22 protein-coding genes are annotated in these 24669 nt (G+C 42.7%); 6 read left to right on the forward strand and 16 right to left on the reverse strand.

Annotated elements, in window-relative coordinates; genetic code table 11:
- Nucleotides 1-127: 127 nt before the first annotated feature.
- The 3 genes from JFY49_RS15430 to JFY49_RS15440 form a co-directional block, all read right to left on the reverse strand.
- Complete coding sequence (locus JFY49_RS15430) at nt 128-2143, reverse strand: 2-oxo acid dehydrogenase subunit E2 (protein WP_200223359.1); 2016 nt, start codon at nt 2141-2143, stop codon at nt 128-130.
- Nucleotides 2144-2145: 2 nt separating this feature from the next.
- Entirely contained in the window at nt 2146-4860 is a 2715-nt protein-coding gene (aceE, locus tag JFY49_RS15435) for a pyruvate dehydrogenase (acetyl-transferring), homodimeric type (protein WP_166170617.1), read from the reverse strand.
- A gap of 259 nt (nt 4861-5119) precedes the next feature.
- Nucleotides 5120-5809, reverse strand: a complete 690-nt coding sequence (locus tag JFY49_RS15440) for a M23 family metallopeptidase (protein WP_086196534.1) — start codon at nt 5807-5809, stop codon at nt 5120-5122.
- A gap of 109 nt (nt 5810-5918) precedes the next feature.
- Between JFY49_RS15440 and JFY49_RS15445 the strand changes: the two genes are divergently transcribed.
- Nucleotides 5919-6359: a DUF721 domain-containing protein gene (locus JFY49_RS15445; protein WP_166170616.1), complete on the forward strand. Its 441-nt coding sequence runs from the start codon at nt 5919-5921 to the stop codon at nt 6357-6359.
- A gap of 97 nt (nt 6360-6456) precedes the next feature.
- On the opposite strand, the gene lpxC is transcribed toward JFY49_RS15445, so the two are convergent.
- From lpxC to gshB, 8 genes are all read right to left on the reverse strand, one after another.
- Nucleotides 6457-7359, reverse strand: coding sequence for a UDP-3-O-acyl-N-acetylglucosamine deacetylase (gene lpxC / locus JFY49_RS15450; RefSeq protein WP_166170614.1), 903 nt, complete (start codon nt 7357-7359; stop codon nt 6457-6459).
- Between the two features lie 124 nt (nt 7360-7483).
- Nucleotides 7484-8674: a cell division protein FtsZ gene (ftsZ, locus tag JFY49_RS15455; RefSeq protein ID WP_166170612.1), complete on the reverse strand. Its 1191-nt coding sequence runs from the start codon at nt 8672-8674 to the stop codon at nt 7484-7486.
- Nucleotides 8675-8833: 159 nt separating this feature from the next.
- Nucleotides 8834-10096, reverse strand: a complete 1263-nt coding sequence (gene ftsA / locus JFY49_RS15460) for a cell division protein FtsA (protein ID WP_166170610.1) — start codon at nt 10094-10096, stop codon at nt 8834-8836.
- 71 nt (nt 10097-10167) lie between these two features.
- Nucleotides 10168-11022 carry a cell division protein FtsQ/DivIB gene (locus JFY49_RS15465; protein WP_200223360.1) on the reverse strand — a complete coding sequence of 285 codons (855 nt, stop codon included), beginning with the start codon at nt 11020-11022 and terminating at the stop codon, nt 10168-10170.
- Nucleotides 11023-11025: 3 nt separating this feature from the next.
- Complete coding sequence (locus JFY49_RS15470; protein ID WP_166170606.1) at nt 11026-11955, reverse strand: D-alanine--D-alanine ligase; 930 nt, start codon at nt 11953-11955, stop codon at nt 11026-11028.
- 56 nt (nt 11956-12011) lie between these two features.
- Entirely contained in the window at nt 12012-13460 is a 1449-nt protein-coding gene (gene murC, locus JFY49_RS15475) for a UDP-N-acetylmuramate--L-alanine ligase (RefSeq protein ID WP_166170604.1), read from the reverse strand.
- Between the two features lie 12 nt (nt 13461-13472).
- Entirely contained in the window at nt 13473-14534 is a 1062-nt protein-coding gene (murG, locus tag JFY49_RS15480; RefSeq protein ID WP_205683505.1) for an undecaprenyldiphospho-muramoylpentapeptide beta-N-acetylglucosaminyltransferase, read from the reverse strand.
- 367 nt (nt 14535-14901) lie between these two features.
- Nucleotides 14902-15852: a glutathione synthase gene (gshB, locus tag JFY49_RS15485; RefSeq protein ID WP_166170600.1), complete on the reverse strand. Its 951-nt coding sequence runs from the start codon at nt 15850-15852 to the stop codon at nt 14902-14904.
- Between the two features lie 116 nt (nt 15853-15968).
- Here gshB and JFY49_RS15490 point away from each other — a divergent pair, with 116 nt between their 5' ends.
- On the forward strand, nt 15969-16160 hold the full coding sequence (locus tag JFY49_RS15490; RefSeq protein WP_166170598.1) for a DUF3565 domain-containing protein: 192 nt from the start codon (nt 15969-15971) through the stop codon (nt 16158-16160).
- Nucleotides 16161-16530: 370 nt separating this feature from the next.
- Here JFY49_RS15490 and JFY49_RS15495 read toward each other — a convergent pair whose 3' ends face one another.
- Both JFY49_RS15495 and pyrE read right to left on the reverse strand, forming a co-directional pair.
- Nucleotides 16531-16995: a MarR family winged helix-turn-helix transcriptional regulator gene (locus JFY49_RS15495; protein WP_086196545.1), complete on the reverse strand. Its 465-nt coding sequence runs from the start codon at nt 16993-16995 to the stop codon at nt 16531-16533.
- 958 nt (nt 16996-17953) lie between these two features.
- Nucleotides 17954-18604 carry an orotate phosphoribosyltransferase gene (pyrE, locus tag JFY49_RS15500; RefSeq protein ID WP_086196546.1) on the reverse strand — a complete coding sequence of 217 codons (651 nt, stop codon included), beginning with the start codon at nt 18602-18604 and terminating at the stop codon, nt 17954-17956.
- Between the two features lie 40 nt (nt 18605-18644).
- On the opposite strand from pyrE, the gene JFY49_RS15505 reads away from it, so the two are divergent.
- Both JFY49_RS15505 and JFY49_RS15510 read left to right on the forward strand, forming a co-directional pair.
- Nucleotides 18645-19463, forward strand: a complete 819-nt coding sequence (locus JFY49_RS15505; protein WP_166170657.1) for an exodeoxyribonuclease III — start codon at nt 18645-18647, stop codon at nt 19461-19463.
- Between the two features lie 489 nt (nt 19464-19952).
- Nucleotides 19953-20300 (forward strand): Spx/MgsR family RNA polymerase-binding regulatory protein, encoded by a 348-nt coding sequence (locus tag JFY49_RS15510; protein WP_166170596.1) that lies wholly within the window; start codon nt 19953-19955, stop codon nt 20298-20300.
- Between the two features lie 75 nt (nt 20301-20375).
- On the opposite strand, the gene JFY49_RS15515 is transcribed toward JFY49_RS15510, so the two are convergent.
- Complete coding sequence (locus JFY49_RS15515) at nt 20376-20813, reverse strand: DUF2147 domain-containing protein (protein ID WP_086196549.1); 438 nt, start codon at nt 20811-20813, stop codon at nt 20376-20378.
- A 154-nt stretch (nt 20814-20967) separates the two neighbouring features.
- On the opposite strand from JFY49_RS15515, the gene JFY49_RS15520 reads away from it, so the two are divergent.
- Nucleotides 20968-21879 carry an alpha/beta hydrolase gene (locus JFY49_RS15520; protein ID WP_166170594.1) on the forward strand — a complete coding sequence of 304 codons (912 nt, stop codon included), beginning with the start codon at nt 20968-20970 and terminating at the stop codon, nt 21877-21879.
- Nucleotides 21880-21962: 83 nt separating this feature from the next.
- Here the strand turns inward: JFY49_RS15520 and JFY49_RS15525 are convergent, their stop codons facing one another.
- Entirely contained in the window at nt 21963-22529 is a 567-nt protein-coding gene (locus JFY49_RS15525) for an FMN-dependent NADH-azoreductase (RefSeq protein WP_086196551.1), read from the reverse strand.
- Between the two features lie 259 nt (nt 22530-22788).
- Here JFY49_RS15525 and JFY49_RS15530 point away from each other — a divergent pair, with 259 nt between their 5' ends.
- Nucleotides 22789-23988, forward strand: coding sequence for a GGDEF domain-containing protein (locus JFY49_RS15530; RefSeq protein WP_200223362.1), 1200 nt, complete (start codon nt 22789-22791; stop codon nt 23986-23988).
- Here JFY49_RS15530 and JFY49_RS15535 read toward each other — a convergent pair.
- Nucleotides 23985-24665 (reverse strand): glutathione S-transferase family protein, encoded by a 681-nt coding sequence (locus JFY49_RS15535; protein ID WP_166170590.1) that lies wholly within the window; start codon nt 24663-24665, stop codon nt 23985-23987. The two genes, JFY49_RS15530 and JFY49_RS15535, sit on opposite strands and share 4 nt — an antisense overlap.
- Between the last annotated feature and the right edge of the window lie 4 nt (nt 24666-24669).

Consider the following 24669-nt stretch of genomic DNA (forward strand, 5'->3'; position numbering starts at 1 on the left):
GATCATTTTAAACGGCTGTGTTCAGCGTCTTATCCCTATCATAAGAATGAGTCTGTGTATGTCTCAACACCAAAGCTTTCATAACAAAACCCTGCCGAAGCAGGGTTTTGTGTAGCCTAAACTGAAATTAGAGCAACAGACTACGGATATCCGCCAACAATTTGGTCAGCTTATGGGTAAAGCGTGCTGCATCTGCGCCATTAATCACCCGGTGGTCATAAGACAATGACAATGGAAGCATCAGCTTAGGATCAAAACTTGTACCATTCCAGACCGGTTGCATGGTGGCTGGTGAAATACCTAAAATCGCCACCTGAGGCCAGTTCACCAATGGGGTAAATGCGGTACCGCCAATTGAACCCAGGCTGGTAATCGTAAAGTTCGCACCTTGCAAATCTTTCGGTGACAATTTCTTGTCACGTGCTTTCTTGCTCAGCTCACCCAGTTCAACTGCAATTTGCTTGATTGATTTTTGATCTGGATTACGCAGTACCGGTACAGTCAAACCATCCGGTGTTGCCACGGCAATCCCCATATGGATTTCATTACGCAGCAATACCGATTTTTGATCGTCTGCCAAATGGCCTGCAAAATACGGCTCTTCCTTCAACAGATGAGCGACTGCTTTGGCAATAAAAGCCAGAATCGTCAGGCTAATACCGTCTTGTTTAAACTTAGCTTTGAGTTCACCACGCCATGCTTCAAGTTCGGTAATATCTGCCAGGTCAAACTGCGTCACCTGTGGAATGTAGTTATTCAATGACAATTGCGGCAGAGATACCTGTTGCAGACGGGTCATGGCTTTCACTTCACCACCGCCAAATGCCGAGAAGTCTGGCAATGCAGGCAAGCCAGGAACTTGTGCTACAGTCTGTGCTAACGGTGCAGCTTGAGGTGCAGTTAAGCGTGTTTTTACATAAGCAAAAACATCTTCCTTCATCAAGCGGTCATGAGCACCTGATGCCTTCACTTCAGCAAGTACCACGCCCAACTCACGCGCCAGCTTACGCACCGCAGGACCGGCATAGACTTTGGCATTGGCAGCATTCTGCTCTTTGCTCAGCTTATCAGCCGATTGAACGGGTGCTTGTTCTACAGATGTAGCCGCTTGTGGCACTGCTGCCGGAGCAGGTGCTGCTTTGGCTGCAGGAGTAGCTTCAACTTTAGCTGGCTGAGCTACAACTGCCTGTCCTTCCACTTCGATGGTTACCAGAGCCATGCCTTGTGAGACATTTTGCCCCATTTGTACGTGAATGGCTTTAATTACACCTGCCGATGAGCTTGGTACTTCAACGGTCGCTTTATCAGATTCAACCACAATAATGCTTTGATCCGCCTCAACCGTGTCACCGACTTGAACTAAAATTTCCGCCACTACAGCTTTATCTACACCCAGATCAGGCACAGCAATTTCAACGTCTCCGCTTGGTGCAGAGGCTACAGGTGCCTGAACTGATGTTTCTGTTTTTGGCGCATTCACAGAAGATGTTTCTGTAGAAGCTGTACTTGGTGCTGCTTCAACAGCTGAAGATGCAGTTTTCACTTTGAGCAGAACCACACCTTCTTTGACTGTGTCGCCTGCCCGAACTTCAACGCTCTCAACCGTACCTGAAACGGTACTTGGCACTTCTACAGTGGCTTTATCAGATTCCACCACTACAATGCTTTGATCGACAGCAATTTCATCACCTACCTGGACCAAAATTTCGCCGACCAGGGCTTTTTCTACCCCAATGTCAGGGACTTGCACTTCAACAATTGAAGAGCTGCCAGTCGGAGCCTTCGGTGCAGAAGCTGCTGGTTGATGGGATGCCAGTTCCTGCATAATTTCCTGATCAGGCAGCGAGGTCGGAGTATTTTCCGAAGTCTTCTGTGAAGCAGCTGCTTCCTGGACTTCAGTCGCACTGGTTGAACCGTCTTCAGCTTCTAGTTCAATCAGGACCGAACCTTCTGAAACCACATCGCCCGCTGCAACCGTAATACTTTTCACAATCCCTGCCGAAGTACTTGGCACTTCAACAGAGGCTTTATCTGATTCAAGCAAAATCAGGCTGTCATCTACCGCAACGCTATCGCCTACTTTCACTAAAATTTCAGCAACGGTGGCTTTATCTACCCCAATATCAGGTGTTTTGATTTGCATGCTTAGTTCTCCTCACCTGATTGTTCTTTATAGTCCGCAACCGCCTGAATTTCAGGATGTGCTTGAGGTGCCCAAGCGACTGGACGATCAGTATCAAGTTCAAAGCTGGAGATGGCATCTTTCACCAAACGCGCATCAACCTCACCTTCATCGGCCAGTTTCTTCAAGGTTGCCACAACAATGTGCGCAGCATCCACACCGAAGTAACTACGCAAATTGCCACGAGTATCTGAACGGCCGTAACCATCGGTGCCCAAAGCTACAAATGGACGGTTGTCTGGAAGATAGGCACGAATCTGTTCGCTGTATGCGCGCATATGATCGGTTGCAGAAACCACGATACCGTCTGTTTCACGCAATTGTTGTGACACCCAAGATTCTTTGGTGTCTTCTGCCAATGGATGCAGGCGATTGTATTCTTCACATGCCATACCATCACGTGCCAGTTCGTTGAAGCTGGTGACACTCCACACATTCGAGTGAATCTGGTATTCATCGCGCAAGATTTTCGCCGCTTTAATCACTTCACGAAGAATCACACCGGAACCCATCAGCTGAACAGTGGCTTTATCATCCTGTTCAAGCAGATACATACCGCGCTTGATGCCTTCTTCCACACCTTGCGGCATTTCAGGATGCTCATAGTTTTCGTTCATGACGGTCAGGTAATAGAACACACGTTCCTGATTGACATACATGCGTTGCAAACCATCGTGTACGATCACTGCAAGTTCATAACCGAAACATGGGTCATAAGACACACAGTTCGGAATAGTATTCGCCAGAATATGCGAATGACCATCCTGATGCTGCAAACCCTCACCATTCAATGTAGTACGGCCCGCAGTTGCACCCAACAAGAAACCTTGTGCCTGTGCATCACCGGCTGCCCAGGCAATATCGCCAATACGCTGGAAACCGAACATCGAGTAGTACATGTACATTGGAATCATCGGCAGGTTATTGGTTGAATAACTGGTTGCCAAGGCTGCCCATGCACTCATTGCACCGGCCTCGTTAATTCCTTCCTGCAACATGTGACCATCTTTGGCTTCACGATAGTTCATCAGCTGTTCTTGGTCTTCGGGAGTATATTTCTGACCATGTGCAGCATAGATCCCCAACTGACGGAACATGCCTTCTAAACCAAAGGTACGTGCTTCATCCGGTACGATCGGAACAACGCGGTCTTTAATGGCTTTTTCTTTCAGCAGCGCTGAAATTAAGCGAACCATCACCATCGTGGTTGATTGCTGTTTGCCATTTGAACCTTTTAATACCGCATCAAACACTGAAAGTTCTGGAATTGCCAAAACTTCACTTTCTTTACGACGTGCAGGCAGATAGCCACCCAATGCTTCACGACGTGCCTTCATGTATTTAATTTCAGGCGAGTTTTCACTTGGACGGTAGAATGGAACTTCTTCAAGCTGCTCATCGGTAAATGGCAGATTGAAACGGTTGCGTACATACTTGAGTGATTCAAGCTGCATTTTCTTGATTTGATGCGTTTTATTGACCGCTTCAATTTCTTCGGACAGACCATAGCCTTTGACAGTCTTCGCTAAAATTACGGTTGGCTGACCTGTAGACTTCATTGCTTCGGCATAGGCAGCGTACACTTTGTAAGGGTCATGACCGCCACGGTTTAAGTTATCGATGTCTTCATCACTTAAACCTTTAACAAGTTCTTCAGCTTCTGGGTATTTACCAAAAAAGTGTGCACGCGTATAAGCACCACCTTTGACTTGATAACGTTGATAATCACCATCAACGGCCTCTTCCATCACGGCTTTTAAAGCGCCTGACTCATCTTTGGCAAGCAGCGGATCCCAATGACGGCCCCATACCACTTTAATCACGCGCCAGCCGGCACCACGGAATAAGGATTCAAGTTCCTGGATAATCTTACCGTTACCACGCACCGGACCATCAAGACGCTGTAAGTTACAGTTCACCACCCAAATCAGGTTATCTAACTTTTCACGACCGGCGAGCGAAATCGCACCTGTACTTTCCGGTTCATCCATCTCACCATCGCCAAGGTAAGCCCAGACCTTACGGTCTTCTTCTTTAATCAGACTACGGTTCATCAGGTATTTTTGAATATGCGCCTGATAGATCGACATGATCGGACCCAGACCCATCGATACGGTCGGGAACTGCCAATAATCCGGCATCAAGTACGGATGCGGATAACTCGGTAAACCATTGCCACCCACTTCACGGCGGAAATTGTTGAGCTGATCTTCAGTCAAACGGCCTTCAAGGAATGAACGCGCATAAATACCAGGCGCACAATGTCCTTGGTAATAGATCATGTCACCACCAAAGTGGTCGCTATTGGCGCGGAAGAAGTGGTTAAAACCAACATCATACAAGGTTGCAGAAGATGCAAAACTGGCCAGGTGACCACCCAGGTCGTCACCGGTTTTATTGGCACGTAACACCATTGCCAAGGCATTCCAGCGAATCAGGGCACGGATACGGCGTTCCATATCCTGGTCACCTGGCATGGCCGGGGTTTCTTCAACTGAAATGGTATTAAGATAAGGAGTATTTAGACGCTGAATAGGAACATGCTTGGCAATCGCGCGCTGATAGAGTTTTTCTAACAAAAATGCAGCACGCTCTGTACCCATATGCTGTAAAACCGAGTCAAATGCATCTTGCCATTCTTGGGTTTCTTGCGCGTCGGTATCACCATAAAACGCCATATTTCACCTATTCCTTAAGCTTATTTATAGTTTCTATATGTATCACACTTTAGAGGGCATCAGTTATCGCCACAACTGAATACGGAATACCACTATTATTTAGATAATAAATACTCATTGACCATTCTTTACGCAATAAAACAAAAAACCGCCAATAAAGGCGGTTTTTTATACAATAACTATTCTCTTGAATGATACTATTATATTCGAAAGCTCTAAATGCCCTAGAGTTACTCTTTAACGAATATGTACATCTATCTTATGGCAACATTGCTAAATAAGTAGATGGATTTTTGCGTTGTCCATCTTTCACTACTTCATAATGCAAATGTGGACCGGTACAACGACCTGTACAACCCACATTGGCAATGTGCTCTCCAGCTTCTACGCGATCACCAACACGGGCAATTAAACGTGATGCATGCGCATAACGGGTTAAATAGCCATTACCGTGATTAATTTCCACGTATTGGCCATAACCTGTACCCCAACCCGATTTGGTCACTACACCCGGGCCAGTCGCATAAATAGGCGTACCGCTTGGTGCGGACAAATCCAGACCAGAGTGATTTTCAGCGCGGCCACCCATGGTACGGCCACCAAAGTCTGAGCTCACACGTTTCATGGCTGGAAGGGGATGAGATACTAACCAGGAGTAAGCGTTGCCAGAATAAGTTTGTGAATTCTTTGAACCATATTTTTTAGCCAATGATTCATTGTTTAATTCAATTGTTTTTTCACGCAATTGAACATTCATTCTGGTTTCAGCAGGAAGATCAATATCATTTGACTCTGCATAAGACCCTTGAGCCAAAGTACGAGTCAATTGTTCAATGCGATCTTCCGATACATTATTAGAGTTAGGATTTAATTCAACTAAATCTGCAAAAGCCACAGATGCGGCAGAAGCTGCCAATGAAAACGCTAATAAAATACGTCGCGTATGCATAAAAAAACCTCTTTTAACTGTTCTTAGTCAATGTCCTTGCGTGATCTCTTCCTTGATATCCACTAAAAGAAGTGCGTAAGATTAAGACACAAGTATGTAGGAACAATGTATGTCGGAACCAGTTAACATCTTTCAACAAACAAGAAAACACTTAAAAACAGGAAACTTTACGTTTCTCTCTACACAAGTTGCTGCATGGCAGAAACTTACAAAACTCATTCAACCGATATTGCCCCAACCGGAGCAATGGCAAGTTGTTTGTTATGAACATGGCATTTTGACGATTACGGGTGCAAATCAAGCCATGATTAGCCAGCTTGCCTATCTTCAAAAGCAATATATCTCACAATTGTTACAATTACCTGAATTTAAAGACTTACAAAAATTGCAAGTACGATTAAGAATTCAGACGCAACCCCCTTTAAAACCCCAATCTCTGTCCCGATCCCTTAGTCCAGATACTCAAGACTTACTGCGTGGTGCTGCCGACTTTGTAAGCGACCCTAAGCTTAGCCAAGCTATGCTACGTTTGGCAAGAAATAAAAAGTAACCAATACAGGCATATCTTTGAATTAAGAAAAAAAACATGTGAACTGCTTAACAATTCATTTTGTTATACTATAACGTGTGCATTAAAAGACAATAACTTATGTCACACTTACATAAGAAATTGGGCATTGATTAATGTCATCAAATGTTACAATTTCGTAATTACTTGGATCACTTTTAACATTGCGTAATAATTGATTATTTAAGGCATGTCCGGACTTATACCCATCAAATTTGGCAATAATCTGGTGGCCTAAGAGATATAAATCCCCGACTGCATCCAGAATTTTGTGACGGACAAATTCATCTGAGAAGCGAAGCCCTTCTTCATTGACCACACCAGTTTCATCTACCCCAATGGCATTGTCCAGACTCGCCCCCAAGGCCAGATTATTGGCTTTTAGATAATCCAGATCTTTCATAAAACCAAAAGTACGTGCTCCACTGACTTCATAGACAAAAGTTTCGGTAGAAAAGTCGATGGTTGCTGACTGATATTCTTTTTTAAATGCAGGATGATCAAAATCAATGGTAAAGTTGAGCTGGAAGCCATCATGAGGATGAAATACTGCACGCTTATCATCAATGAATGCTTCAACATGTTTTAAAATTTTTATAAATTTTTTCGGTGCATCCTGTTCTTGTAGTCCGCCTTGCATCAGCAGGTAAATAAATGGACCAGCACTACCGTCCATAATCGGAACTTCTGAAGCCGAAACTTCAATAATCAGGTTATCAATCCCCAGTCCTGCAATGGCACTCATGACATGCTCAATGGTCCCGACTTTGGCATTTTCCTGAACCAAGTTTGAACACATAAATGCTTCTTGAATCAGCATGGCGTCTGCAGGAATGTCCACCTGCGGATCTAAATCGATACGTCGAAATACAATACCCCCATCCACATGGTGCGGCACAAAGTTAATTAAGACTTTTTGCCCACTATGAAGACCAATACCGCTCGCTTTCACGACACGCTGTAGGGTACGTTGTTTCAACATGTTTTTCTATCATCTGCTCATCAAACCGCTATACGTTAGCATATTTAGCCATTGATAAAAAATAAAAAGGTAGTCTTGCGACTACCTTTTCTGTTGAATTTATGCATTCTGCATAAATTTACCATTATTTACGTTGCTGATTTTTCAAGTAATCCTGAATACTCATTGGCGTTGGACGGGCTGAACCGACTGCTGGAGCAGGTGCCGCTGCTGCCTCATTTTGCTGACGTTGAATGGCTGGCACATCATCATCTTCAACGACAGCCTGAGCCGTATGAGTGACTGGACGTGTTGCAGACTGTACTGATGGGCGTTTTACCGTATCTGCAGAGTCCGCTGAATTACGGGTCAAACCGGTTGCAATTACAGTGACACTGATTTCATCACGCGCATCCGGATCAAAGACCGTACCGTAAAACACCTGACCTTCATCAAGATCGACAATCTGGTTGACGACATCGGTAATTTCTTCAATTTCACCGAAGGTCACATCATCACCACCGGTGACGTTAATTAAAATGCCTTTGGCATTCATAATAGTCACGTTATCCAGTAATGGGCTGCGAATAGCCTGTTCAGCCGCCTGACGGGCGCGTGTTTCACCACGGCCTGAACCCACACCCATCATCGCATAACCGCGAGTGCTCATGGCCGTTTTCAAATCAGCAAAGTCAAGGTTGATATGACCGGGACGAACCACCAGATCAAAAATACTGCGCACTGCATTCAGCAATACATCATCTGCCTTTTTATAAGCATCTTTCATGGAAATGTCACGGAAGACTTTAAGCAAACGCTGGTTAGGAATAATAATTAATGAATCGACATGTGCTTCCAGAGCTTCAATGCCTTTTTCTGCCGACTGTTGACGACGCTTACCTTCAAAGTTAAACGGAGTCGTCACCACACCCACAGTTAAAATGCCCATTTCTTTGGCAATTTCAGCAACAACTGGCGCAGCACCCGTACCTGTACCACCACCCATACCGGCAGTGACAAATACCATATCGGTACCCTCCAGATGTTGGCGAATCAGTTCACGGCTTTCTTCAGCAGCAGTTTGACCTACTTGCGGATTTGCACCTGCCCCCAGACCACGCGTGCTTTGTTCACCTAACTGGATTTTGAATTGGGCATTCATACGGTCTAAAGCTTGTTTGTCGGTATTGGCACAAACAAATTTTACCCCTTGAATGTCGGATTCAAGCATGTGTTGCACGGCATTACCACCAGCACCACCAACACCAAATACAGTGAAACGGGCTTGACCGTTGCTATCGTTTTGATCATCTTCTAAAAATTCAAATGAGGCCATGACCTTTGGATTTCCTAATTCGTAATTGGCAGTCACTTAAGCCCGTATACTGCCTTGATCTTAATAAAAATTGAGTTTAGGATGCTGTCCAACCACACACTTGTCAAGTGCAAGCCGTTAGACGAACAACTTCCTTACAATATTCCCAATAAATTTCACTTAAAATATCGATTTTAACTGATTGTTTAACGCTGACCATGCCCGACCGACCCGCTTAAATAGAGTCAGTTTTTCAGGATCTGTCGCTTCTACAATAGTATCTTGCGTATCACTTTGGCTAAACATCAACAAGCCGGCAGCAGTGGCATACTGTGAACGGCGCAAAGCCGCCTGATTCTGTTCATCAGCATGTACTTGTACTGGTGGATTGCCTAAATGCGCTGACACCCCCAACATATGACGTGCCAAATTCACCATACCTTCAATTTGACTAGCATCACCCGTCAGAACTACACCATGATACAGACCATGAATGGCCCCATTCTGCTTTAATTCTTGATGAACCTGGGTCAGAATTTCTTCATAACGCGCAATAATGATTTCTGCCAATTCAATACGGCTAATGGTCTGTGGACCATCAATGCCCTGAAATTGAATCATATGGTCAGGTTTAACCACTTTCAGGTCAACACAGCCATACAACAATTTCAGCCGTTCAGCTTCTTCAGTGGTGGTTTGCAATACCGCAGCAATATCACGGGTGACATGCTCTCCCCCACGCTGCAAAGTATGCGTCAATGCCAAGCGACCATCCAGATAAACGGCAATATTGGTGGTACCGGCACCGATATCGACCAAACATACCCCATATTCTTTTTCATCTTTCAGCAAACTGGCTTCAGCTGTTGCCAAACAGGAAACCACCATTTTCTCCACGCCAATATTAGCCCCTTTAAGGGCACGATCCAGATTTTGCATGGTGCTGATTGGCAACATCATCAGCTGATAATGCCCGATCATGCTATGAGCAGACATGCGAATCGGATTTTGCACCCATTCCGCAGAATCATCCAGTTCAAAACCTAAAGGTACCGCACTCACCAGATAATGGTCTGAAGTCAAATGACTGGCTTTGGCCAATTCGAGTGCACGAACCACTTCGCTTGTTGTAATTGTGTGGTCGCTATTTTCAATCGGAGTACGGCCTGAGGCATAAAAGCTTTTTAATTCTGCACTTGGAATGGAAACCCAGGCAGAATGCACCCGGCATTCAGCCATATCTTCTGCTTCTTGTACGGCATTTTTAATTGCAGTGATGACCTTATCGAGACTTACAATTTTCCCTTTATTCATGCCTCGGTTACGAGCGGTTGCCATCCCAATCACTTGGATATTGTCTGGCGCATGTACCTTACCAATCAAAACTGAAACTTTGTGTGTCCCAATGTCAATCGCAACAACCGAGGGAACAGCTTCATTCATTATCTACTACTACCATTACGTGTTTAGTTAATTTATGGCCTTAAGCCTCTATTTTATATAAAGCCGCTCAATTATGGCTTTACCGTTCTTGTATCTGCAATGCTTGTGTCATCAATCGTTACAACAAAATGACCATTTACAATATTCGGGGGTGCTGCATTCTTCCATTGTATGGCCAATCCGTTTCTATAACGCAAGTCTACTGATGAAATTTTAGCCCAAACGGGTTTTAGATCACTTTGTGCCAGATGACTTAAGCGTTGAAGTTTACCCATGGTCTGATCCTGATCGACAATAATGCGTAAACCTGAATCAAACTGCATGAACCAGGTCATACGTTTTGTTAAATATAATTCTTTTAAACGAATGTTGACCGGCAGGAACAACTGGTTAATTTCATTGTAGCGACGCATCATCATTTTTGACTGAGAAGCGGGACCATGCAGCAAAGGTAATTTCTGGTTATTCTGCGGCACCACTTCTGCAAAAATATCACCACTGTCACTCAATAGCCGTCCGGTTCCCCAACGAGCAATGGCATGACGCGGCATGACGCGCACACGAATTGAATTTGGCCATGCACGTGAGACTACCACGCGATCCACCCAAGACAACGCTAAAGCCTGATCGCGGATTTGTTCCAGATCAGAGGTAAAATAATTTTCTGTCACCTTGGGTGCAACATGAGTCATGACCTGGCGATTTTCAGCCTCTGAGCGGGTACCCACTACACTCAGTTTAGCCACCTGGGCATCCGTCATAACACCATACAGACCATAAATCCCCACTGCCAATACGGCAAGTGCAACCAGCAACAACAACCAGCCACCCAAATTCGCAAGCTTTTCCTTAGGTGTAGGTAGCTTTTCATGAATAGAGGTAATTGCTGCTCGTTTACGACGCATTGAAGCAGGGAGTTGAGCCATAATCTAGTAAGCCGCAGCCGTTAAAGTCTGTTCTAAAATCGCCACACATAACTCATCAAAACTATAGCCCACAGCTTTTGCCGCCTTTGGTACTAGAGAATGACTGGTCATGCCCGGAACAGTATTCACTTCCAGTAACCAGAAGTTGCCCTGTTCATCCTGCATGGCATCAATACGCCCCCAACCACTTGCACCTACGGCCTGGAAAGCACGTAAACACAAAGCTTGCAGACGTTTTTCTTCTTCTTCGGTTAAACCACACGGAATGCCGTACTGCACGTCATTACGGTTGTATTTGGCTTCATAGTCATAGAATGCCACATCTTTTGGCGGTTCCAGGCGAATAATCGGCAAAGCCTGACCATTTAAAATCACAATAGTAAATTCACGGCCGGTAATCCATTTTTCTGCCATCACCACGGCATCATGCTCAGTGGCTTTGGCAATTGCATCGGTAAAGTCTTCCTTACGTTCAACTTTACTCATACCAATACTTGAACCTTCATGTACCGGTTTGATAATAAACGGCAGACCAATGCTGTCCACTATGGCATCCAGATCAGAATCTTTGGTCACAATGCGATAGGGGGCCGTTGGCAGTTCCGAACCTTGCCAGACCTGCTTGGTCTTCACCTTATCCATGCCAATCGCAGAACCTTGCACACCGGTACCGGTATAAGGAATATTCAACCATTCCAATGTACCTTGGATTTGACCGTCTTCACCACCGCGGCCATGCAAGACAATAAAAGCACGGTCATAGTTCACCAGTTCAGTTACACTACGCTCTTGCGGGTCAAAAGCTTCGGCATTCACGCCCGAACGCACCAATGCTTCAAGCACAGCTTTACCACTATCTAGAGAAACCTCGCGCTCAGCTGATTTACCACCAAGCAATACGGCAACTTTACCGAATTTTGAAGCATTTGCCACGTTTATATCCTTAAACTTTATAACTGAACAATCACACTCAAAAACACACAAAGTGATTATTTTAAATACAACTTATTTTGTGCAAGCTCAACCGAGATCGCACCCACATTACCTGCGCCTTGCGTTAATAACAAGTCATTTGGCTGCAACACTTTTTGCATCACATTTTGTAAATTGCCATCTACAGGATCAATCAAAATCGGTTCAACCTCACCGCGCAAACGGATACTGCGCGCCAGACTGCGACTATCTGCCCCGACAATCGGCTTCTCGCCTGCAGGATACACTTCCAGCAATAACAATTGGTCAACTTGTGACAATACATCGACGAAGTCATCAAAGCAGTCGCGGGTACGGGTAAAGCGATGCGGCTGGAACATCATCACCAGACGGCGGTCTGGATGACTTTGACGTGCAGCCTTAATGGTAGCTTCGACTTCTTTAGGATGATGACCATAGTCATCCACCAGTTTCACATTGCCACCTTCAATCTCAAATTCACCTTGAACCTGGAAGCGACGGCCCACACCGCTAAACCCTTCTAATGCACGGCAGATCGCGCCATCAGAAACGCCTTCATCCGTAGCGATACCGATTGCTGCCAAAGCATTAAGCACATTATGCAGACCCGGCTGGTTCACCGTCACACGAAGCGGTTCACGGTTTTTACGCAGCACGGTAAAGTGAGTACGCATACCGTCCTGATCAACATCGACAGCACGGATGTCATTGTCTTCATTAAAGCCATAAGTCAACACTGGACGACCAATACGTGGCATGATTTCACGGATGTTGGCATCATCACCGCACACCACAGCCAGGCCGTAGAATGGTAATTTTTGCAGGAACTGGACAAAAGTATCTTTGAGCACATCAAAGCTGCCGCCATAGGTATCCATATGATCCGCATCAATGTTGGTCACAATGGTGGCCATAGGTTGCAAGTGTAGGAATGATGCATCTGACTCATCTGCTTCAGCCACGATATAACGGCTTGCACCCAGTGCCGCATTGACACCGGTACGGTTTAGCAAACCACCAATCACATAGGTTGGATCCAGGTTTTCTTCCGCCAGCATACAGGTCACCAGACTTGTCGTGGTGGTTTTACCATGCGTACCGGCAACAGCAATACCGTGACGGTAACGCATCAGCTCACCCAGCATTTCCGCACGGCGAACCACTGGAATACGGCTTTCAATTGCGGCCTTGATTTCCGGGTTTTCCGGATCAATCGCGGTTGAAACCACCAGTACATTGGCATCTTTAATATTTTCAGCCGTATGACCGATATAAACCTTGATACCGTTTTCTTCAAGTTGCGCCGTAGTTTTAGACGCTTTGATGTCTGAACCAGAGACCTGATAGCCTTGGTTCTTCAATACTTCTGCGATACCACACATCCCTGCACCGCCGATTCCCACAAAATGAATGTGTTTGATACGGCGCATTTCAGGCACTTTGATTAACTTTTTTGCTTGATCAGCAGGAGTAGATGGAGACATATATTACTCTAATTACAATTCTTGAATTAAACGAACCACGTGTTGGGTTGCATCTGGTTGAGCCTGTTGACGTGCCTTGACTGCCATTTCAGACAACAATTGGCGATTCATCAACGGGACTAAAAGTTCTTTTAAACTGTCTGGGGTTAAGGTAGATTGTGGACAAATTTTTGCCGCCCCACTTTTGGCTAAAAATCTGGCATTCGCCGTCTGGTGATCATCGACCGCACTTGGCAGCGGCACAAAAACAGCTGCCACACCTGCCGTTGCAATTTCTGTCACGGTTAAAGCACCAGCACGACAAATAATCAGATCGGCATCAGCATAGGCTTTGGCCATATCTTCAATAAAGGGTTGTACTTTAACCTGCAACGATGCCGGCTTATCAGCATAACGGGCACGGGTTGCCTCGGCATGGTTTTGACCACATTGATGATACACATTCAATGGTACGTTTAGCTGCTTTAACGCTTCCGGTACACGCTCATTCAATGCTTGCGCGCCCAATGAACCACCGACAATCAGTACACGTAGTGGCAAACCAGCTTTTTCACGTTCCTGATAACGCCAGGACGGACTTAAAATTTCAGTAATTTCTTTACGAACCGGATTGCCTGTGGTCACAATTTTTGCACTTTCAGCAAAAGTACCGGGAAATGCCTGACACACTTTTTTGGCAATACGTGATAACTGGGTATTGGTAAAACCTGCAATGGCGTTTTGCTCGTGAATAATCACGGGAATGCCCAAGGCACGGGCAGCCAAACCACCGGGACCAGCCACATAACCGCCAAAACCGGCTACGGCATCGACTTTCAGCTGTTTCATATAGCGCATGGCGCTTAAGGTAGCTTTTAAAATTTTAAACGGTGCCAATAACTTACGTACAGGACCATTACCACGTACACCCTGAATATCAATCTGGTAAATTGGAATATTGTGATTTTTTAATAAGCGGTTTTCCATGCCTGTCGGCGTTGCCAACCAGGACACTTGAATTCCCTGCTGCTGTAATTGTTTGGCAACAGCAAGTGCTGGAAAAACATGCCCACCGGTTCCGGCAGCCATCATCATCACATGTTTCGGCTTTGTTTGCGTTGCTTCGGTCACAGTCTAATTCTTCAATTCTAAAATAGGAATAACGAAATTTGATTTTAAGCTAACAATTGTAATCACAAACGCATAACCGTGAAAGGTTATTTACTTTTTTTCAACATGCGTTTCATTGTTTTTTTCTTCAGATTTTAAAGTTTAAACTAGTTTTATTGATAATCGAGCAAAATATATATTTTTTAAGCAATTTTATGACCTGTCTTTTGAACAATGCATAAATTCCCGTCCCTTTGTATCCCCAAATAAAAAGCAAGAAAAGGAACGGATCAAACAGAATAAAAAAGAGCTCTTATTTTAGTAGGAGCTCTTTTTTTTATAAACATCAGACTTATGCTTTTACTTTTAAACCTGTTTCCAGAACAGCAAATAAATCGTCGGCAATAGATGTGCCAAACTGTGCATCAATCTCACGAATACAGGTTGGACTGGTAACATTGATTTCTGTCACATAATTGCCAATTACATCTAATCCCACAAAAATCAGGCCTTTTTCTCTGAGATAAGGGCCTACTTTTGCCGCAATCGCTTTATCATTTTCAGTTAAGGGACGGGCTTGACCCAAACCACCAGCTGCTAGGTTGCCGCGCACTTCACCATTTTGCGGAATACGGGCTAAACAGTAAGGTATAGGCTCACCATTTACCATCAGGATGCGCTTATCGCCCTCAACAATTTCCGGAATATAACGCTGCGCCATAATCGGCCGAGTACCGTTATTGGTCAGCATTTCAATAGTCGATCCAATATTGATGCCATCTTGATACAAGCGGAAAATACCTGTACCCCCCATCCCGTCCAGTGGTTTTACAATCACATCCACCTGTTCTTTTAGAAACTCACGAATCAGCCCTTCATTTGAGGTCACCAGAGTCGGAACCTGAAGTTCAGGGAACTGGGTGGCGAACAATTTTTCGTTGCAGTCACGCAGGCTTTGCGGCTTGTTAATAATCCACGCCCCTTCACGCTCAGCCTGTTCCAGAATATACGTGGTATAAACAAAATTCATGTCGAAAGGTGGGTCTTTACGCATCAACACCACGTCATAAGCTGCAATCGATTCTTTTTTCTTTTCACCCAATTCATAATAATGGTTATAGTCTTCAAACACTTTCAGGGGTGAAATCAAACCGAAGGCTTTACCCTGATCAATATATAAATCTTGCTGTAATGCATAACCCAACTCATGCCCACGACGGCTGGCAGCCCACAGCATGGCCATAGAAGAATCTTTTTTCAGGTTTACATTTTCGATGGGATCCATCACAACAAGTACGCGCATATCGATCTGCTCATGTATTTTTAACTTGAGAAAAGTATAGCGGAGTTTAATCTTTCTTTTTTCTCAATTTTAATAAAGCTTGTATCGAATCATTTGAAAGCGGCAAGGAGTACCTCATGCAACAAGCGATTATTGGATTTCATTTAGATGAAGAAAACCATTGGGTTGCAGACCTTTCCTGTGGCCATACCCAGCATGTTCGACATAATCCGCCTTGGCAAAACCGCCCGTGGGTGATAACTGAACAAGGTCGAAAAGAGAAACTAGGAATAATATTGGAGTGTAAGAAATGTGAAGAACCAATTTAATTATGATTCCATAAAGGATAAATAATAAAATAATTATGCAGAATACAATATTATATCTTATTTATCCCATCTTAAAAAATAATTTTATTTTAACCTTATAAAATTTAAAACTGCTTAAATAATAAAGTACAGACAATTTAAATCAAAATATTTAAAAAATAAAATTTTCATCAATCATATTCACCCCAACCAGTTTAATTTTTATTTAACAAAAAAAATACCTTATTAGACTTAAAAAAAGCATAATCTTTCACAATTTTTATTAAAATAATAACGATTAACTTATTTCTAATATAAAACAAATCCTCTTTATTATCACAATAAAAAATCATGGACATTTTATTTAAATAGCTATGTACTTTAATTTATTTTAAGGGGCAAGATTTTTAAAAATATGTTTCAGGTTATCCAGCATTTTTTCAATTTGTAGCGGTGTTAAGCCATCAAAAGATTGTTCTAATACGACCAGGCTGAGATCATTAATTTTTTGAATCATTTGTTGTCCTTTATCTGTTAATAATACTCGCGTAATTCGAGCATCATCTTCACAACAATAAGTATTTACTAATCCTTCTTCTTTTAAGCGATAGACCACTTTGGTGGTGGTCGACATTTTAGAAATCAACATTTCCGACAGATCAGATACGCTAGCCTTATTTTTGGATTGTAATGCCAGCAAGATACGACGGCGCGAATTATCTAAACCATATTTTTTTAATGCATGATCAACATTTTGTATATATTGAGCATGTACTTGAGTAATCCAGTGATACAGAGAATTTTCTAAATTAAAATCTGCAGATCCAGATAAAAATTTATTGTACTTTTTTGCCATAATCTCACCTTTTTAATATATTAAGACCATTTAAATTATTTTAAAGACGCATTGTATTTTAGCTTCTTTAGTTTTAGGTTACATTTTTATCAATTCAATATCTGGTATTAAGTTTTTCCACTCACTCTCAGGTAATATTAACTCTCTAATTCTTTTTCGCTTCTGTGAGCCTCTTTTTTATAAAAAGAATTAGAGAGCCAAAGTTTAAATGAAAATCCCTTTTATATTTATCTATTGTTATTATGCAAGCCGATTAAATCATTTTAATGGTTAAATGATCTATCACAAAAAATACCATTTTATTTCTGAAAATGTGTAAAAATGTGACAAAGTTTACAGTAATTTATTTTGGAAAAATCCTCCATTTTCTGCACTTTTTATTCTCAAAAAATAAGTTATAATTTAATTTATAGTCTTTTTATATTTATGAATAAAAATAAAATACTGTTTAATTTAGTATTTTTATCTATAAAAATTTTATACCTTTAGGGTATAAAATCACAGCACCCCCATAAAATCGAATGAAAAATAATCTATTTTTAATAACTTACAATATGCATTTTGTATAATTTATTAACTAATCATGAATTTATTAGATATTTTTATACAGAATAAATTTAAAGCGGAATTTTACTCTGAAAAATCAGGTTTTCTTTGTCGCAAAATTTTAAGAGCTATCCGTATACGGAGCCTGAGCAAAAGGGGTAAGTCTCTCTTAAATCTTCTAGTCTTAGCCCTAAATAAATACCGGTTTAGAGGGTATAGATTAAAACGGTGCTCAACTTCAATAGCATGTATTGGCGTCTTCTTTCAGCCTAAAAACAAACAAAAGATGAATATGACTAGAGCTTTGTTTAAAGCCTGAGTACTTTTTTAGTCGATTTTTTTAAGTTATCTCTTATTTTCTTAAAATGACAAAAAAGGAAGCACATGGCTTCCCTTTTTAACCATTGACCGATCAGATACCGTATTTCACACGATAGGCTTCCATTTTCGCTAAAGCGTCTTTTTCGCCTTTAGCTTCCAAGAAATCCATCAAATCTTTCATGGTAATCAAGGCATGAACTGGAATTTCCAGTTCTTTTTGAACTTCCTGAATAGCAGACAATTCGCCCTGTCCTTTTTCCTGACGGTCTAGAGCCACCAATACTCCGGCAATTTGCGCACCAGCATTTTTAAGAATGGTGACCACTTCACGAATGGCTGTACCTGCAGTAATGACATCATCAATAATCCAGACTTTTTTGCCTTCAACCGATGCGCCAACCAGCACCCCGCCTTCACCGTGATCCTTGGCTTCTTTACGGTTAAAGCCCCAAGGTACACTTACACCATGATTTTGTGACAATGCCACGGCAGTCGCAGCAACAAATGGAATCCCCTTATAGGCCGGGCCAAAAATCACTTCGACATTGTCACATGCCGTTAATTTGTCTGCATAGCCTGAAGCCAGTAGCGTTAACGCCTCGCCATCATTGAGCAAACCCGCATTAAAAAAATAAGGACTCACACGACCCGATTTTAAAGTAAACTCACCAAATTTAAGCACACCACGTGATAATGCAAGTTCGATAAAAGCTTGAGGGTTAAAAGTCGCTTGCGACGTCATGAGGTGCTCCAAAATTCAGAAATAGAGGTAAGACTTGCGTATGATACCAAAGAGTAGCTATCCAAGTGATCAAAAAATTCTAAGAGTCGTTTCAATTAACGTAAATGGCTTGCGTTCAGCAGTGACCAAAGGCCTGCTGGAATGGCTGGAACAGTCAGATGCAGATGTCATTTGTATGCAGGAAAGCCGGATCACCCATGCGCAGTGGACTGAAAAATTTAGACCTGAAGGCTGGTACACGCACCTGTTCCCAGCAGAACGTGCAGGCTATGCCGGTACCGCCATTTATAGTCGCCTACCTTTTGCCTCTGTAAAAGATGGTTTAGGCTTTGAACTGGCCGACTCTCAAGGGCGCTTTATCGCTGCCGAATTTGATCTCGGTTTAGACAAGCCTGTATACATCTGTTCGCTGTATTTGCCTTCAGGTTCATCCGGTGAAGAAGCCCAAGCCCGTAAAGATCACTTTTTGGATCAGTATCAAGATATTCTCAAACAATGGCGGGATGAAGATAAATCGATCATCGTCTGCGGTGATTACAACATTGTGCATAAACGCATTGATATCAAGAACTGGTCGGGCAACCAGAAATCTTCAGGCTGCCTGCCACATGAACGCGCCTGGCTCGATCATATTTATGATGATCTGGGTTATGTCGATACTTTCCGTGAAGTGCGCAAGGAAGCCGAACTTTATTCATGGTGGTCTAATCGCGGACAGGCACGTGCCAAAAACGTCGGGTGGCGCATTGACTATCAAGCCTGCTCACCAGACTGGAAAGCCCGTACTGTCAATGCCTGGGTGTATAAGGAGACCTGGTTTAGCGACCATGCACCGGTGATTATTGATTATAAAATATAGTCCACAATGCACATTGAGTGAACTATTGTTCACTCAATACAGGCATATAGATTACAAAAGATGTCGAATTTGTGGCTTTTTATATACATGTTTTAAGTGCATTATTGTTGCACGGCACAGGGACAAGTCAGGATGACTGAAAAAGGACAGGACGCCGTAGGATGAAACAGAATAAAGCACTTCGGTAGCTTATTTTGCAAGGATGTGACAATGGACGTTGAAATGAGACCCGCATAATCAGGATGATTGAATGCGGGTTTTCTCTATTCGTTATCTTTATTTTTTCTTTTCTATTTCTATATTTTTTCTATTTTCTATATATTATATTTAGAATAATCATATGGTTCTTATTTATAGCTTTATAATTACAAATCTAAATGTCAGTTTAATGACAGCTGAATTTTTTAATTTTAATCATTTAATTCACTCTAGAGCTTCTGATGGATTTTCGTTACGCTATTGAAGAATAGAAAATGGAATAATTCACCTATGCTGAAGATTTATGGTATCAAAAACTGTAATTCAATGAAAAAAGCCTTTGACCTGCTTAATCAACTCGGTCTTGAATATGAGTTTCACGATTACAAGAAACAAGGCATTGCTGCTGAAACGGTAAAAACATGGCTGGATAACGAAGGTCAGGAAGTCATCCTGAATAAAAAAGGCACCACTTGGCGCAAACTGAGCGAAGCGGAACAACAAACAGCTTTAAGCAGTGAAGAAAATCTCATTGAAGCGCTCACCCGCCATAACAGCTTAATCAAACGTCCTGTGCTTGAAACTGATTCTGGTTATATCGTCGGCTTTGATGAAGAAGCATATCGGGCATTAAAGTAAGCCTCCTGCACCATCCGCATTAAAAAAGCCTGACATTGTCAGGCTTTTTTGTTTTATCCATTAGGCTAGGCAAACTTAGTTTGCGCGAACCCAAGTCTGGTTACGGCCTAAAACAGATACGCCAATAAAACCGCGTAATTCGAGCGTTTTACCGCCATTTGCCAGTTCACCTTTGAGTTTGTAGGTTTTGCCTGAAGAAGGGTCAAGGATAGTACCCTCTTCATAACTTGTACCACCGACATTTTTAAGACCGTGAACAATCTTTAAACCTTTTAAAGATTTATTATGATATGGACCTTCACATTTTTTACATGCCTGTTCTTCGCCCGGTGTCAAAACTTTTTGAATACTCGCAGACAATGTGCCATTTTTTTGTTCAGTAAATTTTACGATTGCTTTGGGTTGTTTTGTTTTATCGTCAATCGTTTTCCAAACTGTTCCATTTAAAGGATCAGCAGCATTTGCCAAAGCTGTTAATCCGAGCAATCCTAATGCAAGAGCAATTCTTTTCATTTTTTTTCGTTTCCTAGTCTAGTGTAGACGGCCTTAGTATTAAAAAGTCACAACATATTTGCAATTCTTCCGTGTGACCGTTTAGTGTAATCTTGTAACTTGAATTGGTAAACAACCAGTTATCCCCCAAAAGATATAACAAGATGGAAAAAACATGAAGATAAATCCGTTATGGAAACAATTAATTACAGAAAGTTTTTTAAAAACCACCATCCGTCTGCCAAGCCAGTTTAACTTACCTCCAAATTCAGCACGCTTTGTCATTGAACAAATGTGCCGTCTATTTCCGCAGAATAAAAATGTCAGTATTCGCCCAATCCGTCTTGCCGGTTTACGTGCTGAAGAAATCAAACCTCACAATGAGGCCACACAGCTTATTTTACATATACACGGCGGTGCATTCTTTTTAGGATCCTTAAATACCCATCGGACATTTGTATCCGACATGGTGGCACGGACCCAAATGCAAGCGCTGCACGTAGATTATCCTCTCGCGCCTGAACAGCCTTTTCCTGAAGCGCTGGATGCACTGTTTGATGTTTACAATATTTTGCTCGACCAAGGCATACAAGCCAAGGATATTATTTTGTCCGGGGATTCCTGTGGTGCCAATCTGGCTTTGGCCTTGACACTTAAAATTCGTGATGAACAGCTGCCTCAGGTCAGTGGTCTGATGCTGTTGTCACCCTTTTTAGATTTAACCCTCACCAGTGAATCCTTACGCTATAACCAGAAACACGATGCCTTATTGTCCATTGAAACCTTAGAAACCGGAATTGATTATTACGTTCCTAAATCGATGGATAAATCACATCCCTCAATTTCTCCCCTATTTGCAGATTTAACTGGATTACCTCCTACACTGGTACAAGTAGGATCGAAAGAAATTCTGCTGGATGATGCACAGCGCTTTAAAGAAAAAGCAGAACAGGCCAATGTTGAAGTGACTTTTAAACTTTATACCGGCATGTGGCACAATTTTCAGATGTTCCATGCGTGGTTTGATGAAGCCAAACAGGCACTGGCCGATCTGGCTGAATTTGCCCATGCACTGGATCAAAGCTAAATTTAATCCGCAATGAACCATATTCCATAAAAAAGGTCAGCCGAAGCTGACCCAAGAGGAATCATGGATAGGATGATTTCACATTACAGGCTTTGCACCTGAGCTAAAGCGCTGGCAATTGCCTGATCTTTTGACTCTGCACCCATATTGACACCTTCTGCACGAATAATTTCGACATCGTTCACACCGGTGAAATTAAATACAGTTTTCAAAAAACCTTCCTGAAAATCTGCCGGGCTATTTTCACCATACACGCCGCCACGACTGCTGGCGATATAGGCTTTTTTCTCACCAGCCAAACCAACAGGACCATTTTCAGTATATTTAAAGGTTTTACCGGCCACACTGATCCGGTCAATCCAAGCTTTTAGCGTAGACGGCAAGCCAAAGTTATACATTGCTGCACCGACTACAACCACGTCCGCATCCAAATATTGCTGAATAATTTTTTCACCTAAGGCTGCCTGTTCAGCATCTTGCCCCATCAAAATTTCAGCGGTTAAATGTGGAATGGGCTGTTGTGCCAAATCCAGATATTCTACGGTCGCATCTGCATGCTTGGCTTGCAACTGAGTGACAATCGCCTGACTTAATTGGCGTGAAACAGAAGCATCACCTAAAATACTCGAATCGATATGTAAAACTTTCATGCCTGTTACCTTCATCTTTATTTATTCAATGTAGGCATTTTAATCGACCACTAAAAATAGAATAATACGTTTATATACAACACAACGTTCCATATTTAATACAACAATAATTCAGCTAAAAGTACTTTTTAGACCAAAAAGTACAAAAAACAACCATTACCATTACTGAAAAAACGTGCTATGTTGTGAATTATTAAAAATAAATCTACTTATTTCACATTAATTCATGATTTAGACAACCAAGGATTATATTTATCGAATGAAGCCAATCTTTTCACCAAATCATGCCTTCTCATTCAAAGAAAAAATTGCGAAATACCTGTTAGAAGATGGGGGTGTAATGAATTGGAGTGTCCTGAATAAATGCATTTTGATGCTGATTTTAGGAAGTTCAGTGCATATGATCTGGATTATCTGGAAAGTTTTTGTACTTTTATCTCCTGAAGTCTGGCCTTGGGTAAATTTACCCTTGCTCAAACTACAGCTGGAAATGAATATCCTGATTTTGACCGTCTTTATTGCGCTGATTTACCCATGTTCGGCATGGCGTAAAAAAGCCTGGGTACAGCAATGCCTACCCTATGTATCCGTGGGGATTTTGGTCATGTCTTTATGTCGTGATGGTTATGTGATCGGCGTACTCAGTCCGGCCACCATGATCACTTACATGTGTCTGCTCACGGTGGGCCTGGTGCTGTTTAACCGTAAAATCGTTTATTTCGCCCTTATCCCGGCCACATTATTTTTACTGGTTTGCGGGTATTTAGGCTTGCAAGGTCAAATCAGCTACGGTCCGTTGTTTAATCTTCACACCCAACCCTACCAGAATATGTTTTGGGTGCTGACAATGATGTATTTCATTGTACCAATTCTTATTACTTGTTTAATTTTATTTGAAATTTTACTTAGCCAATGGCGGCATCGAGAAAAACTGATTCAGCATTTAAGTCAGGTTGACCCACTGACCAATACTCTTAACCGGCGCAGCATCAACAATTGTCTGGAAAAACTAGAACGCAAACCCAATGAATCTTATGCACTGGTGTTAATTGACCTGGATCATTTCAAGCGCATTAATGACCAATACGGGCACGATAAAGGCGACGAAACCCTGATTCAGGTCAGTCAAGCACTCTCTCAAATCATTCGAGATAGCGATATGCTGGGCCGTTTTGGTGGAGAAGAATTTCTTCTTATTTTAAATCATTCTTCTCTAGAACAGGCACAAATTATTGCTGAACGGTGTCGTCAGGCCATTCAACAGCTTCATTTATGCAGTGAATCGGGAGAGATCATTCCGATCACCGCAAGTTTTGGCATTGCACTATCCAGTCCCTTACTCAATTCGCAACAATTGCTCAGCCGGGCAGACAAGGCTCTGTATGCAGCCAAAGGCTACGGACGCAATCAGGTCAAGTGTTATCAGGCAGAGTTGTTTACTGAGCCCAAGCCCTGCTAAAGCGGCTGCTGTTGATACGACTCTAAATAATTCACCCAAGCTTGTTCTTGCAACGCGCCTTCCATCCACAGTTTCATGGCCGGATGTTGCAGCATGGTGTGCATATACTGCTGTGTCGACTCACTGACCGGTAAGGCATAGGTCATAAGCCGCGTCACCACCGGGGCATAAAATGCATCGGCAATTGAAAATTCACCACATAAAAAACCGTTCACCTCTGGACGTTCTGACCAGATCTGTTCGATCCGTGCCACATCTTGCCTAAGCTCGGCATTGTCCTGCCATAAACGCTTACCCACATCGGCTAAATGGGCTCGGATATTCATGCCGCAGGCATTGCGCAAACCTGAAAATCCGCTATGCATTTCCGCCACAATACAACGTGCATGCGCACGCTGCTTGACATCTTGTGGCCACAAATGCTGATTGGGGTGCCGTTCTGCCAGATATTCACAAATCGCCAGCGAATCCCACAGCATCAAGTCATGATCGATCAATACCGGGACTTTCCCATTGGGGTTAATGGCCAATACATCCTGCTTGAATGTGCCGGTGTTGCGTTCTGCGGGAAACGGAATCATGAATTCCTGAAAAGGCAACTGAAAAGCCTGTAACACCAGCCACGGGCGCATTGACCAGCTGGAATAATTTTTATTGGCTATATAGAGCTGATACATCACA

This window comes from Acinetobacter sp. CS-2, from assembly GCF_016599715.1.
Taxonomy (GTDB): Bacteria; Pseudomonadota; Gammaproteobacteria; order Pseudomonadales; family Moraxellaceae; genus Acinetobacter.

Coding starts and splice junctions, on each gene's coding strand:
- JFY49_RS15490 (WP_166170598.1), top strand. CDS start 15,969: ATGCAACAAGCGATTATTGGATTTCATTTAGATGAAGAAAACCATTGG.
- pyrE (WP_086196546.1), bottom strand. CDS start 18,604: ATGACGTCGCAAGCGACTTTTAACCCTCAAGCTTTTATCGAACTTGCA.
- gshB (WP_166170600.1), bottom strand. CDS start 15,852: ATGCGCGTACTTGTTGTGATGGATCCCATCGAAAATGTAAACCTGAAA.
- murC (WP_166170604.1), bottom strand. CDS start 13,460: ATGTCTCCATCTACTCCTGCTGATCAAGCAAAAAAGTTAATCAAAGTG.
- lpxC (WP_166170614.1), bottom strand. CDS start 7,359: ATGTTGAAACAACGTACCCTACAGCGTGTCGTGAAAGCGAGCGGTATT.
- ftsA (WP_166170610.1), bottom strand. CDS start 10,096: ATGAATGAAGCTGTTCCCTCGGTTGTTGCGATTGACATTGGGACACAC.
- JFY49_RS15530 (WP_200223362.1), top strand. CDS start 22,789: ATGAAGCCAATCTTTTCACCAAATCATGCCTTCTCATTCAAAGAAAAA.
- JFY49_RS15465 (WP_200223360.1), bottom strand. CDS start 11,022: ATGGCTCAACTCCCTGCTTCAATGCGTCGTAAACGAGCAGCAATTACC.
- JFY49_RS15505 (WP_166170657.1), top strand. CDS start 18,645: ATGATACCAAAGAGTAGCTATCCAAGTGATCAAAAAATTCTAAGAGTC.
- JFY49_RS15520 (WP_166170594.1), top strand. CDS start 20,968: ATGAAGATAAATCCGTTATGGAAACAATTAATTACAGAAAGTTTTTTA.
- JFY49_RS15525 (WP_086196551.1), bottom strand. CDS start 22,529: ATGAAAGTTTTACATATCGATTCGAGTATTTTAGGTGATGCTTCTGTT.
- murG (WP_205683505.1), bottom strand. CDS start 14,534: ATGATGATGGCTGCCGGAACCGGTGGGCATGTTTTTCCAGCACTTGCT.
- JFY49_RS15445 (WP_166170616.1), top strand. CDS start 5,919: ATGTCGGAACCAGTTAACATCTTTCAACAAACAAGAAAACACTTAAAA.
- JFY49_RS15495 (WP_086196545.1), bottom strand. CDS start 16,995: ATGGCAAAAAAGTACAATAAATTTTTATCTGGATCTGCAGATTTTAAT.
- JFY49_RS15510 (WP_166170596.1), top strand. CDS start 19,953: ATGCTGAAGATTTATGGTATCAAAAACTGTAATTCAATGAAAAAAGCC.
- JFY49_RS15535 (WP_166170590.1), bottom strand. CDS start 24,665: ATGTATCAGCTCTATATAGCCAATAAAAATTATTCCAGCTGGTCAATG.
- JFY49_RS15515 (WP_086196549.1), bottom strand. CDS start 20,813: ATGAAAAGAATTGCTCTTGCATTAGGATTGCTCGGATTAACAGCTTTG.
- JFY49_RS15430 (WP_200223359.1), bottom strand. CDS start 2,143: ATGCAAATCAAAACACCTGATATTGGGGTAGATAAAGCCACCGTTGCT.
- JFY49_RS15440 (WP_086196534.1), bottom strand. CDS start 5,809: ATGCATACGCGACGTATTTTATTAGCGTTTTCATTGGCAGCTTCTGCC.
- ftsZ (WP_166170612.1), bottom strand. CDS start 8,674: ATGGCCTCATTTGAATTTTTAGAAGATGATCAAAACGATAGCAACGGT.
- aceE (WP_166170617.1), bottom strand. CDS start 4,860: ATGGCGTTTTATGGTGATACCGACGCGCAAGAAACCCAAGAATGGCAA.